This is a genomic window from Gordonia sp. C13, assembly GCF_023218005.1.
GTDB lineage: Bacteria > Actinomycetota > Actinomycetes > Mycobacteriales > Mycobacteriaceae > Gordonia > Gordonia namibiensis.
Genome location: NZ_JALPSY010000024.1, coordinates 26,204 through 39,163 on the forward strand (window position 1 = coordinate 26,204; position 12,960 = coordinate 39,163).

The 12,960-nt window shown below is 68.7% G+C and carries 11 protein-coding genes; 4 read left to right on the forward strand and 7 right to left on the reverse strand.

Features of this window, described 5'->3' with window-relative positions; translation table 11 throughout:
* Window positions 1–44: 44 nt before the first annotated feature.
* Entirely contained in the window at window positions 45–2,444 is a 2,400-nt protein-coding gene (locus M1L58_RS17385; RefSeq protein WP_248659842.1) for an acetyl-CoA acetyltransferase, read from the reverse strand.
* Window positions 2,445–2,640: 196 nt separating this feature from the next.
* On the opposite strand from M1L58_RS17385, the gene M1L58_RS17390 reads away from it, so the two are divergent.
* Window positions 2,641–3,855, forward strand: coding sequence for an acyl-CoA dehydrogenase family protein (locus M1L58_RS17390; RefSeq protein ID WP_248659843.1), 1,215 nt, complete (start codon window positions 2,641–2,643; stop codon window positions 3,853–3,855).
* Between the two features lie 17 nt (window positions 3,856–3,872).
* A complete protein-coding gene (locus M1L58_RS17395; protein WP_248659844.1) occupies window positions 3,873–5,168 on the forward strand; it encodes a WS/DGAT domain-containing protein in 1,296 nt (431 codons plus the stop codon).
* A 105-nt stretch (window positions 5,169–5,273) separates the two neighbouring features.
* On the opposite strand, the gene M1L58_RS17400 is transcribed toward M1L58_RS17395, so the two are convergent.
* Together M1L58_RS17400 and M1L58_RS17405 are read right to left on the reverse strand one after the other, a co-directional pair.
* On the reverse strand, window positions 5,274–6,200 hold the full coding sequence (locus M1L58_RS17400; protein WP_006865598.1) for a hypothetical protein: 927 nt from the start codon (window positions 6,198–6,200) through the stop codon (window positions 5,274–5,276).
* 80 nt (window positions 6,201–6,280) lie between these two features.
* Window positions 6,281–6,853, reverse strand: a complete 573-nt coding sequence (locus M1L58_RS17405) for an HhH-GPD-type base excision DNA repair protein (RefSeq protein WP_006865599.1) — start codon at window positions 6,851–6,853, stop codon at window positions 6,281–6,283.
* Window positions 6,854–6,902: 49 nt separating this feature from the next.
* On the opposite strand from M1L58_RS17405, the gene M1L58_RS17410 reads away from it, so the two are divergent.
* Window positions 6,903–7,436, forward strand: a complete 534-nt coding sequence (locus M1L58_RS17410; RefSeq protein WP_374112744.1) for a hypothetical protein — start codon at window positions 6,903–6,905, stop codon at window positions 7,434–7,436.
* 9 nt (window positions 7,437–7,445) lie between these two features.
* Here M1L58_RS17410 and M1L58_RS17415 read toward each other — a convergent pair whose 3' ends face one another.
* From M1L58_RS17415 to M1L58_RS17430, 4 genes are all read right to left on the reverse strand, one after another.
* Complete coding sequence (locus M1L58_RS17415) at window positions 7,446–8,150, reverse strand: lysoplasmalogenase (RefSeq protein ID WP_248659845.1); 705 nt, start codon at window positions 8,148–8,150, stop codon at window positions 7,446–7,448.
* A gap of 7 nt (window positions 8,151–8,157) precedes the next feature.
* A complete protein-coding gene (locus M1L58_RS17420) occupies window positions 8,158–9,441 on the reverse strand; it encodes a lipase family protein (RefSeq protein WP_248659846.1) in 1,284 nt (427 codons plus the stop codon).
* Between the two features lie 72 nt (window positions 9,442–9,513).
* Window positions 9,514–10,404, reverse strand: a complete 891-nt coding sequence (locus tag M1L58_RS17425) for a hypothetical protein (RefSeq protein WP_248659847.1) — start codon at window positions 10,402–10,404, stop codon at window positions 9,514–9,516.
* A 309-nt stretch (window positions 10,405–10,713) separates the two neighbouring features.
* On the reverse strand, window positions 10,714–11,547 hold the full coding sequence (locus tag M1L58_RS17430) for an Rv1157c family protein (RefSeq protein ID WP_248659848.1): 834 nt from the start codon (window positions 11,545–11,547) through the stop codon (window positions 10,714–10,716).
* Window positions 11,548–11,866: 319 nt separating this feature from the next.
* Between M1L58_RS17430 and M1L58_RS17435 the strand changes: the two genes are divergently transcribed.
* Window positions 11,867–12,955 (forward strand): thiamine ABC transporter substrate-binding protein, encoded by a 1,089-nt coding sequence (locus M1L58_RS17435; RefSeq protein ID WP_374112745.1) that lies wholly within the window; start codon window positions 11,867–11,869, stop codon window positions 12,953–12,955.
* Window positions 12,956–12,960: the final 5 nt, after the last annotated feature.

A 12,960-nucleotide genomic window follows, 5' to 3' on the forward strand; every position in this document is an offset into this window, starting at 1 on the left:
CGTGCAGTTGCGGTGCCGCCATCGGCCTCACTCGCGTTCCGGGGTCAGCGACCCTTCCACTGGGGTTCGCGCTTCATCACGAACGCCATGATGCCCTCGAGGATGTCACCGCTGATGATCAGCGAGTCCAGGACGTTGGTGCTCGCGCGGACGGCCTCGACGGTGTCGGTGATCGCGTCGGACTGCTCCATCGTCGCGATCGAGGCGCGAACCGAGGTCGGCGATGCGGCGAGGATCTCCCCGGCCACCTTGCGGGCGGTCTCGAGAACCGTTCCGGCGGGGGCGATCCGGCTGACGAGCCCTGCTTCGGCGGCTTCGGCGGCCGAGATTCGGCGGCCGGTCAGGATCATGTCGCGGGCGAGTGCCGGCGGGATCATCCGCGGCAGACGGACCAGACCGCCTGCGGCGGCGGCCAACCCGACCTTCACCTCGGGAAGGCCGAACGAGGCCTCCTCGTCGGCGACGATGATGTGGCAGGCCATCGCGATCTCGCAGCCGCCACCGAGTGCGAAGCCGTTGACCGCGGCGATGACCGGCTTGGGCAGGCTCTCGCGTGCGGTGAGTCCCGCGAATCCGTTCTTGGGCACCGACAGTGCGGCCGGGCTCGCCGTGGCGGCGAGGTCGTTGCCCGCCGAGAACGCCTTGTCACCCGCGCCGGTCAGGATGGCGACCCACAGGTCGTCGTCGGCGAAGTAGGCGTCGAAGATCGAGTCCAGCTCGGCGTTGGCGGCCGGGTTCAGCGCGTTGCGCGCGTCGGGACGGTTGATGGTCACCTCGAGCAGGTGGCCGTCGCGACGGATCTCGACGTGTTCGTAACTGTCGCGGAAGGCCGGTACGACCGCCGGGTACTTGGCATTCATCGCGGCCTCGGTCAGCTTGACGCGGTTGCCCTTGTCGAAGGAACGCACCACGATCTCGGTGCCTGTCGGGTCGTCCGCGTTCAGCAGCAGGTCGAAGAACTCCTCGTCGTCTGAGTCGAGGTTGGCGACGAACCGGGCGCCCAGGCGGTCCGGTGCCGAGTCGTCGACGAGGCGGCCGACGACGACGCCGGTCCGCTTTCCGCTCTTCGACGGGATGACGGTGTAGGTCTCCAGGATCGCGGGGCCGTCGGCGTCACCGACAGTGGGCACGGTGGGCGCCGCGTCGAGCTGGGCCTGGATCTTGGCGCTGTGATCGGCGCGCCACGGAGCCGGGGTCGTCGAGTAGACGCCGGCCGCGTGCTTGCTGAGCACACCGCCGTTGGCGATGACGAGACCGAAGTCGCCCGGGGACTGCCGGACGCGCGAGACCACCTCGGCGATCGCATGCAGCGTGTAGTTGTTGCCCGGACCGCCGAAGAACGGCAGGCCGCCGGTGACGGTGAGACCACGCGGGTCGTCGGGGGAGAGGCCGAGCCCGTCGAGGATGTTGAACACCGCGATCGGGAAGCAACTGTAGATGTCGATGACCGACACGTCGTCGAGGCCGATCTCGGCGACCTCGAGCGCGTGCTTCACCGCGGCCGGGGCGGCGGGCGCGGCACCGAGGTTCGGTCGAAGCAGCGAGGTGCGTTCGACGGTCTCGGCGTGACCGTGCAGGAAGACCCACTTCGACGGGTCGATGCCGGCGGCCTGCGCGGCGCGAACCGACATGACGACGACGGCGGCAGCCTGGTTCACCTGGTCGCGGGCGACGATGTAGCGCGTGAACGGATCGGCGACGATCCGGTTCCCCTCGGTCGGGGTCACCAGCTCGGCGGCGTCGCGCTCGGTCGGGGCAGCCGAATGGGGGTTGGCTGCGGCGACCTTCGTGAACGGGGCGAACAGCTCGCCCATCGCGGTGGCGTATGCCTCGCGGCCCAGGCCGGTGTTGTGGCGGCGGGCGTTCTCCAGCAGCGCGTACTGCGGGATCACCGAGGCGAGACCGTGACGCATCTCGGCGACGGTGATGATGCCCTTGAGGCCGTAACCGCGGTCCTCGAGCTGTCCGCCGACCTCCTCGGCGAAGCTCGGGCGCTCGTTGTCCGGCTTGGACTGGAGATGGCGCACGGTCGACATGACCTCGGCGCCGAAGATGATCGCGGCATCGGAGTCGCCCGCCGCGATGTCGCCGGCGAGTTCGGTGAGCATCGTCTGCGGGGTCTGACCGCCGGTCACGGCCTGCACGGCGCGACGGGGGTCGGCGCCGACGCGCTTACCCACGGCGCGGGGCATGTTGTCCGGCCGGCCGAGCGGCGATGAGGACAGCGGACTGGAGATCTCGAACGAGCGGATCGCGGCGATGGTGTCGATGGAATAGGCGAGGTCAGAGGCCCCGGCGTCGTCGAAGGCGGCGGTGACGGCCCGCGCCGCGAAGTCCGCTTCACCCAGCGCTTCGTATCCGGGATCGGTCAGACGCTCGGAGGCCTGGCCGACGCCGACGACAACAGGGGTGTTCGGATCGAGATCAGCGATCGAGATTGGCATACGCACACAATGGCACAAAGACGGGGCTGACGTCTCAAAGTGGTCCCGCATACGCCCATACCTGCGGGTTCGGTCTTCATTGTGGCGTCGGATACGAGGCTTGGGAACGTTGCGTTCAGCGCGGTTTCAATCGTGGTCCTCGGCTCGGGCGACGGCCAGACTATCCGCCGACAGTCTGCACCGAAAGGACCATCTGATGACCGCAACCGTGCCCACGAGCACGTCGGCCGCCGGCACCACCGACGAACGGCTCGACGAGGTGTTCGCCCCGATCTTCGCCCGTATCGCCGAAGGTGCGGTGGCACGCGAAGACGACCGCCGGCTCGCACACGACGAGGTGTCGTGGCTTCGCGATGCCAAGTTCGGCGCCCTGCGCGTCCCGGTCGAGCTCGGCGGGTACGGCGCCTCGGTGCGCCAGGTGTTCCGGCTTCTCATCGACCTGGCGACCGCCGAGTCGAACCTCCCGCAGGCGCTGCGCGTGCACTGGTCGTTCGTCGAGGATCAGCTCACCGCGCTGCCCGATCCCGAAGCCGAGCGCTGGCTCCGCGAGGTCGCCGAGGGCACGCTCGTCGGCAACGCCATCACCGAGCCCGGTGTCGGCGCCATCGACCGCTACCAGACCCGGTTGACGGCAGACGGTGACGCATGGCGTCTGGACGGCACCAAGTACTACAGCACCGGCAGCCTCTACTCCGACCACATCCTCGTCGCCGCCGACCAAGACGGCGAGCGCGTGTCGGTGCTCGTCGACGCCGACGCCCAGGGAGTCACCCAGCACGACGACTGGGACGGCTTCGGTCAGCGCCTGACAGCCAGCGGCACCACCGAGTTCAGCGGCGTGCAGGTGTCCGATGACCGCATCCTCGGCCCGGGCTACGGCTCCGCCGGCCGGACCTACGCGACGTCCTACCTCCAGCTCGTGCAGCTGTCGGTGCTCGCGGGCATCGCGCAGCGCGCCACCGACGACGTGTCCGAGTGGGTCCGTGAACGCAAGCGCACCTTCACCCACTCGACCGCCGACCTGCCCCGCCACGATCCGCTGGTGCAGCAGGTCATCGGCCGGCTGACTGCCGCCGCCTATTCGGCGCGCACGATCGTCCTCGAGATCGCCGATCAGCTCGACCGACTCGCCGAGACCGGCTGGCAGGACGAGAAGTTGCTCGACAAGGTCGAATTCGACGTTGCCCGCGCACAGGCGACCGTCATCCCGCTCGTGCTCGACGCGACCACCCAACTGTTCGAGGTCGGCGGTGCGTCGATCACCTCCGAGCGGCTGCGCCTCGACCGCCACTGGCGCAACGCCCGGGTGATCTCGGTGCACAACCCGCTGATCTTCAAGCTGCAGGCCATCGGTGACCACGTCCTCAACGGCACCGATCTGCCCTATGCATGGAGTGCCGGCCAGAAGTAGGGGGTTACCCTGGCCGCATGCAGCGGATGGCGGCGGCGGACGCCGCATCGTACTGGATGTCCGAACGCATCCCGAACGACCAATTCCTGCTGTACTGCTTTGCCGCACCGTCGATCTCACTCGACGAATGTGCCCGGCGACTGCTGGCGCGGGCGAGGCACGTCGACGACCTGTGTCTACGGGTCCACGACGTCCCGGCGACCGCCGACCGTCCGTACTGGGTCTCCGCCGAACCCACATCCGACCAGGTCCGCGTCGACACCACGACGCGGACCTGGTCGTCGTCTCTGGTGGCCGTTGGCGAACTCGTCGCCGATCAGCTGGTGCCGTCCCGCGCGGCCTGGCGCCTGCATCTGTTCGGTCCGGTGACCGACCTCCCGACGGGCGAGGGTGAGTCGGTCACGGGAGTTGTTGTCGTGCTGCAGATCTCGCACACACTCGGTGACGGTCGTCGCGCATCGCAGATCGCGCGGGATCTGTTCACCGCGCCGCACGACGATGAGCGCCGGTTGGGAGCCTTCGGAGTGCCAGGGCCGATACGCGAGGTCGGGACCCTCGCGCTCGGCATGCTGCGGTTTCCGGGTGAGTTCGTCAGGACGATCCGACGCGGTATACAGGTCTCTCGGGTTGGGGGACAGGCGAATCCGGGGACACCGGGTTATCCGTTGACACGGCTGAACCGCAACCCCGGACCGCGGAGGCTCCTGCGGGTCATCGTGCTCGAACGCGAGCGTCTCACCGCAGCCGGGTCTCCGGTCACCGTCGCCGTGCTGACCGCGATCTCGCAGGCTCTACCGCGATACCTCGGCGAGGATTGCACACGTCTCGGTGTGGAGCTGACCGTCGGGCGATCGGAGAGATCAGAGGCGCGCAACAACTTCCGCAATGTGGGGATCGACCTGCACGTCGAAGTCGACGACTCTGCGGCACGGGCTCGGCTCATTCGCGGTGAGATCGACGCCGCCCGCGCCGCGAACGCCGACCCGGCACGAGTCGCGCAGCGACGCGTATCGGAGGTGACTCCGGCGATCCTCGCATGGTGGGGCATCCGGGCCTTCGACCTCGACACCCGGCCGGAGACGGTCACCGGTGTCACCGTGGTGTCCTCGGTGGACCGCGGTGCCGCCGACTTCGACCTCGACGGCGGCGAGATCCTGTTCACCACCGGCTTTCCCGCGCTGTCGCCGGTTCAGGGGCTCACCCACGGGGTGCACGGCATCGGCGACCGGGTCGCGGTGTCGGTGACCACCAGTCCGGAGATCATGCCCGACGTCGACCGGTATGTGGAGTTGTTGCGGGCGGCTCTCGCGTAACCGTTTCCTTCCCGCGATTGGGATTCCTTCGCGCGGGCGCTACCCGCCAAGCGGTAAGGAAATGGTTGCGCGGGAATGCCTACGAGGCGACCCGGTCAGCTGAGGTCAGCCCTTCGGGTAGCCGTTGGTGTCCGCCGGGGCGGCGTCACCGTTGCCGTTGCCGCCGGAACCCTTGGGGCCGCGGGTGAGCCGCTTGGGCAGACGCTCGGCGAGACCGCCGAGGGGTGCGACCGTCTGGTTCAGCAGGTCCACGGTCTCGGCGAGCTCGTGCACCGTGTCCTGCATGGCGATCAGATTCGGTGCGAGCTGACCGATCACCTCGGTCAGCTCGGTGATCCGGTCCAGCGGGCCGCCAGGTGCGATGGCGCGCTCGATCGCACCGCCTTCGCCGACCAGCTGGTCCAGGAGGCCGGCCTCGGCAGCGAACCGGTCCAGGATGCCGCCGGGCTCGGTGACTTTCTCCAACATGCCGTCGGGTGCGGTGAGCTTGTCGACGATGCCGCCCTCGGAGGTGAGGCGTTCGAGGATGCCCTCGTTCTCGGTGAACTGGTCGACCACACCACCGGGGCGGGTCAGGCGGTCAAGCGGACCGTCCTTGGCGGTCAGACGCATCAGGATGCCGCGTTCGTCGGCCATCTGGTCCAGGAGTCCGCCCTTGGCGGTGAGTTTCTCCAACGGGCCGTCGGGTGCGGTAAGGCGGTCGATGACGCCGCCTGGGTTGAGAAGTCGTTCCAACGGTCCATCGGTCGCGAGGATGCGTCCGAACGGCCGGTCCGGGCCGAGCAGCTCCGACAACTGGCTGAGCAGCGCCATCGGGGTGCGCGCGACGTTCACGCTGTCGTCGTCGAGGCCCACCGCATGGGTCAATTCGTTCTGGACGCTGCCGGCGGTGATCCGCGCGATGGTCACCGCTGATTCGGCCGCATCCAGCACAACCCCCGCCACCGCGAACCCCAGCCGGAACGGCATCTCGATGAGCGAGCGTGCCGGGTCGGCCCCGGTGGGCGCGCTTCGTTCGGGAAGAGACTCCATGCTTCTCGACACTAGGCCACCGGCTTTTGATCGTGGGTCAACGTCGGGTGATTCGTGGTCAGGTGACCAACATCGGACCGCTACTCCTTCGCGGCCTTCGCTGCCGCCTTGGCCGCCTTCTTGAAGTCGCGGACCTTCTGCAGCGAATCGGGGTCGACGACGTCGGCGACCGAGCGGTATCCCTGCTTGCTGTAGTCACCTGCGACCTTGGTCCAGCCGGACGGCTTCACGTCGAGCTGCTTGGCGACGAGGGCGACGAAGATCTTCGCCTTCTGCTCACCGAAGCCGGGCAGATCGCGAAGGCGCTTCATCAGGTCGGCGCCGCTGCTCGCCTCGGTCCAGATGCGGGAGGCATCCCCGCCGTACTCTTCGGCGACGACCTTCGCGAGCGCCTGCACACGTCCCGCCATCGAGCGACCGTAGCGGTGGATTGCCGGGGGAGTGGAGCACAGGTCCGCGAAGGCCTCGGGGTCGGCGTCGGCGATCTCGACCGGGTCCATCGTGCCGAAGCGGTCGCGGATCTTGGCCGGTCCGGCGAAGGCACGTTCCATCGGGAACTGTTGATCCAGCAACATCCCGACGAGCAGGGCGAACGAATCGGTCGAGAGCAGTTCGTCGGCCGCGGGTTCCTGGGCGATCTGGATCTTCGGCATGGAATCGATTCTGGCAGACGCGGTACGCGCGCCGCTCTAGACTGCCCCCATGATCAGCGGGGAGAGCATGACGGGGCAAGCAGGATCACGGGCAGCGTTCCGGGCGGGCATCGGTGCGGTGATCGTCGGGCTGGTGGCGGCGCTCGTCGGCGTCGTCGGGCCGGGAAGTGCGAGTGCGATCCCCGACTACACCGAACCGAACTACGTCACGACGCTGAACTGCACCTCGGCCAATCCATGGCCGGCCGGTCCGGTGAAGATCCGCGTCGACGTGTTCAACGACATCCGGTTCCCGGCGGATGGCCTACCCGGACCGGCGATCGCGCTCATCGGCACCGATCGTGCGAAACCCGTTGCGCTGGAATACACCTACGACGTCACGGTGTCGTGGCGAAACCTGCGGACCGGGCGCACCGGCTCCGTCTTCGTGCCGGGGCGCGGATTCACCGTCAAGTGGCAGGTCGACATCCATCCGGGTCGTGGTCCGGTTGTCTTCACGATCAAGCAGAAGCTCGGCGCCCTGGCATTCGTCCCGATGGTCAATCCGCAGTACTTGTCGTGCAGCGGGCGGGCGACAGCTTGACAGAGACGATCAGCGTCGACGCAGGCGTTCGCTGAGTCCGCCGACGAGCAGGTACTGCGCGGCGAAGTAGCTGGCGAGCACCCACGCCTCGCCGGCCATCCGGAGGCGCGGGTCGGTGACGAGGTGACGGCGGTTGATGATCGCAAGGTCCGACAGCAGGAACGTCAGCCCGCCGATCCGCAACCGCGGCTGCGGAGCGGGCATGGCGCTCGCGGTCGCCGACATCGTCGCCAGGGTGTTGCCGTAGGTGCCCAGGACGGGCAACAGTGCCGGCCGGTGACGGGCCAGCACCGCGGCCGACTCGGCGAGCACCCCGACGCGGGGGAGCAGCTGTTTCGCCGAGGGCCGGGCACCCGCACGCCACATCGTCGCGATGTAGCTCAACTGGGCGCCGGCGAACAGCGTCGCACCGAGACGCAGGTACCGGTCCTTGGCGACCGGCTCGGTCTCGAACTCCTCGAGCAGCATCAGTCGGTCGCCGGCCATCGAGAACGCCAGCGCTCCCGCCAATCCGGCGTTGTCGAGGGCGTCGCGCTCCCGCGCCCCGGCCGCCGCCTGTGCCACCAGCAACAGCATCGGCAGCGGCTTGGTGAGGCCCGCCGCCCGCCGGTGCCCGAGAGCACCGGCGACGGTGGCCGCCGCCGTCGTCGCCGCGTAGGCGAGGTCGAAGGTCCGTTGCCCGGACAGGCGACGGTCGGGCAGGCGGCGACCCATCACCGACTCACTTCAGGATTTTGGCGATGAAGGCGCGGATGTCGTTGTCGGACAACTTCGCCGACTGCGCAGCGTCGAGGGTGAGGTAGGTGCGGGCCTGGACCTTGCGGTCGGCACGCGCCTCGTTCAGGTACTTCAGCGACAGCGGCACGACGACCGACGTGTCCTGGAGCGACTGGGTCATGATCACCGGCTTGACGAAGCCACGGCTCGGCAGGTCGGTGGCCTCGGTGAGCAGGTTGGTCAGCTCGGTGTTGCCCGACACCGGCTTTGCGAACAGGGAGCCGATGGCGAGACCGTCTACGTTCTTACGGAACTCGGTGATGCATTCGTTGGCGGCCTTGGCCATCCACTTCTTACCGGTGTCGGTGAGCAGCGAGTCGACGTCGAGCTTCGGGTTCACGTTGCGGATCGCGCTGAGGGTGTACAACGCGTCGGCGGCGAGACCGGACGGGATGCTCGCCGAGGACGGTCCGAGATTGGCGAGGAGCGCACCGAATTCGGCGGGGATCGACGTCGCCGCCGCACCCTTGAAGTCCAGCGAGTTGCGCGGCTGCAGCTTCGGCGCCAGGCGGGCCAGCGTGATCGCGGCCGCGGCACCCTGACCCTCGCCGACGACGGCCCACGAGCGGGACAGGTTGTCGGTGACGTCGCGGGCGGCACTCACCGCGTCGACGATGTTGCGGGCGGTGGCCTCCAGGTCGTAGTACTGCGGGGTTCCCGGCGTGCCGACGCCCGCGTAATCGGTGGAGACGACGGCGTAACCGCGGCCGAGCCATCGGCTCAGTTCGGTGGTGTCGTCCTTGGTCGGACGCTCCGACGGGGCGCACTTGTCGGCGATGCCGCGCGAGCCGTGGGCCCAGGCGACGACCGGCCAACCGCCGGCGGGTGCCCGGCCGGCCGGGACCATCAGCACGCCCGACGACAGATGTGCCTTGCCGTCGGCGCCGGTGCTCCAGTAGGTGAAGTCGTTGCCGGAGGCGGAACCGGCCACCATTCGGCCACGGGGCAGGTCACGGTTGGCGTAGACGGCACCCGGCGCCTGGCCGGGACCACGGGCGTCGATGGTGCCCGCGTTGTCGTCGGCGGGCGCGCCCGTGTCCTCATCCGTGGCGTCGGTGGTGGCGCCGAGCGAGGGGGTGCTGGTCGACGGGGTGGTCGTGGTCGGTTCCGCGGCGGCCTCGGCGACGAGGCCGAACGAGGTCAGGCCCATGGTGAGGGCTGCGGCGACCGCGACCGTGCGGGCGATGGAGGCACTCCGACGGGTTGAAGAGATGCCGTGCGTATTCATGTGTCGTCTATTCGTTCGGTGTGACTGGGTGGAAGGTCAACGGCGAGAGGGAGTCCCGCCGTTGATCGGGGATCAGGCGTCGACGATGCCGACGGCCGGGAGGAACCAGCAGTTCTGGGAGCCGTTCTGCGCGGTGCCGAAGACGGCGGACAGGATGGTGCCCTTACCGGTCTTCACCGGGGCAAGGCGTACACCCGAGAGCAGGGGAAGGGCGGTCAGGGTGGCGCCGTTCTTGAGCGGCTCGAGATCGGCGAAGCCGCCCTGCAGTGTGCTGGTGTTGAACCACGCGACCTGCATGGTGCCGCCCTTGCCGGCGTTCGTCGAGGCCGGCACGAATGCGTAGGCGGTCTCGCCGTTCTCGACCACGTTCATCTTGTCCGGGATGCCGGCGATCGGGAGCATGTCGAGGAGCGGCTTGAGCTCGGCGATCGGATCGGTCTTCAGTGGCCACGGGCCCGCGACCGCGCCGGCGCCCGCGGTGACCAGCCCGAGCGGGTTGTCCGGGGTGGGGGTGGTGCAGAAGGGGGCGACGGACGGGGTCAACGTCTGGATGCCCAGGCTCTTCAGCAGCGCCAGCGGATCGGTGGTAGCCACCGGCTGAGGAGTCGCCGCGGCCGGCTTGGGCTGTGACGCGTCGAAGGGCAGCGCACCGGCGCGTCCGACGACGTCCTGGACCGACAGCTGTCCGGAGCTGCCCATGACCGCCTGAGCGGCTTTGAGGGCCATCTGGTCGACGCCCGCGGACTTCAGCAAACGGACCGCGCCGGCCAGTTCGGCATCGAACGGGATCGAGTAGGCGCTCAGCATGTTCGGGGGGAGAAGCGGGAGCGACGGCGCGGCCGAGGCCGGGGCGGTCGAGGTGACCGCGGCTGCGGCCATCGCCACGCCCACCAAGCCCACGCCGCAGCGCCGGATTCCGCGCCGACCGATCAGGGGACGTGTGAACCGAGACGTGAGGGACATGGCACTCCTTCAAACAGCCGAACACCCCGCCACGTGTGGCGGGTGTGACAGATGGGACTTGAGTTAAAAGAGACCATGTGTGGGACGAGTGCGGCAAGTCGCGAGTCCGACCTGTGACATTCGCGCGATCGGCGAGATACCGACATTCCCGACGACCTGGTGTTTTGCTCCCGGGGACACTGAGGCCGGCGCCACAGCCGCTTCGAAGGGATAACGCGACGTGACGGGTGGCGAACGTGGACAACGGTCCCGAAAACAACGACACCCCGGCGATATGCCGGGGTGTCGCTGGAGGAAGTCGACCGGAGGTCAGATGACGGCGAGGCCGATCACCGGCACGATCGTGCAGGACACGACCTGCCCCTTGGTCTTGGTGGTCACGTTGCCGTGGATCGCGGAGATGACGCGACCCTTGCCGGTCCGGGCGATGCCGGTGAAGGTACCGGGGCCGTCCTTGACGTTGATCTTCGGGTTCCGCTTCAGCGTGGTGGTGCCGGTGCGGCCGGTGTCGACGTTGAGCCAGCTCACGATCAGCGGCTTGGCCTTGTTGTCGATGGCGGGGCCAGTGCCCAGCGCGGTGTAGACATACCCGCCCTCGCCGCGCTTGGGGCCGGGCGCCGGTGCTTCCTGTGGGCCTGCGGTGACCAGGGCGCGGCCCAGCGAACCGCCGCCGGGGATGCAGCCGAGACCGAAGGTCGGGTACAGGAACTCCTGGATCTTCGGAGCCTTGGGGCCCTTCGGGATCTCCGGATCGCCGGGCTTGGCCTCTGCGGCCAGCTGGCGGGCTGCGGCCTTGCGTCCGGGCTCACCGAGGAAGTCGGCGACCGAGCGCCAGACCTTGGAGACCTCGGCAGGCATTCCCGGTGTGTTGGCGAATGCCTCGGCCTGCTGGAGCAGCTGGGCATTGACCTTGCCGTCGGGGCCGGGGGTGGCCACCGAGCCGATGATCGCCGGGGCGAACGCGCCGAGCGAGTCCAGCACGCGCTGGTCGACCTTGGGAGCGGGCGCAGCACCGGCGACGGCCGGAAGTGCGAGGCCGGCTGCGGCGACGAGGGCCGAGGCGCTGAGTAACAGGCGGTTGCGCCGGGTCCGGTGCGGGCGAGAGGTGGTCGGACGCAACCTCGACGGCCGTGTGAAACGCACTGGTGGTGTCCTATCGGTCGTGGCGCTGCGTCGGCTGGAAGAGCAAGCCTCGTGCGCCTCGTGGTCGTGTGGATCCTGGTCGTGTGAATCGCCCGGGGCTTGAGGGCGTTCGTCGATCTTCCCACCCCGGACGTCGCGGGTCATTCTAAGCCCCTCGATGTCTTCTGTGTCCAGGTACTCCGGCCGGTTGCGACTGTGACGTATGTGGTTATTGATGCAAATGTTACAGAAGTGGTTCCGTGGGCGCTGAATCGTGCGTCTCGTCGCCACCTGGTTGGATATGGGGGAGATGGGAACAGCCAGTCGCGAGGAGTCGGATGTGAACCACCTGCCGGGTGTGGACGAACTGCAGGCCGAGAGAGCCGGCCGTCGTCGAGGGTGGTCGGGGATCGCCTCCCGGGTCGTCACGCTCGTCGTCGGCCTGGGGATGGTTCTCACGACCGCGGTGGCCTGCGCCGACGAGTCGACGACGGGCGGCGAGGTCACCCTGCTGACCCACGAGTCCTTCGAGCTGCCCGAGTCGGTCATCGACGGGTTCCGCCGGCAGACCGGGCTCACCCTCAAGATCGTGCGCTCCGGTGACGCCGGACAGCTGGCCTCGACCGTGTCACTGACCCCCGGCGCGCCGAAGGGTGATGCGGTCTACGGTATCGACAACACCTTCGCGTCCCGGCCGATCGAAGCGGGAGCCCTGGAGTCCTATGAGTCTCCGCTCGCCGCCGACGGGGCCGACGAGTACGCGGTGCCCGGTGCGGCCGACAAGCTGACCGCAGTCGACCGCGGCGACGTCTGCCTCAACATCGACGACGCCTGGTACGAATCGCGTTCGCTGACCCCGCCGGCGAGCTTCCGCGACCTCGTGAAGCCCGAGTACGCATCGCAGACCGTCCTGACCGACCCCGCGACCTCCTCGCCGGGGACGGCCTTCCTGCTGACGACGGTCGGCGCACTCGGCGACGGCTGGCAGGACTACTGGAAGCGGGTCGTCGGCGGTGGCGCGACCATCGTGTCCGGCTGGGAGGTCGCCTACAACCAGTTGTTCAGCGCCGGAGAAGGGAAGGGTGACAAGCCGATCGTGCTGTCGTACGCGTCCTCACCCGCAGCGACCCCCGACACCAGCGCCCTCCTCGACAGCTGCTTCCCGCAGATCGAGTACATCGGCGTCCTCAAGGGCACCCGCAACTCGACCGGAGCACGCAAGCTCGTCGACTACATGCTGAGCCCGGAGGTGCAGTCCGCCCTGCCGGAGTCGATGTACGTGTACCCGGTGCAAGGCGACGTCGACCTGCCCGAGGGCTGGCCGGCCCGGGCGGAGGTGCCGGGGTGGATGTCCTCGCTGCCGCCCGCCACGATCGCGGAGAACCGCGAGCGGTGGCTCGACCAGTGGCGTGACGCTGTCGGCAGGTGACCGTC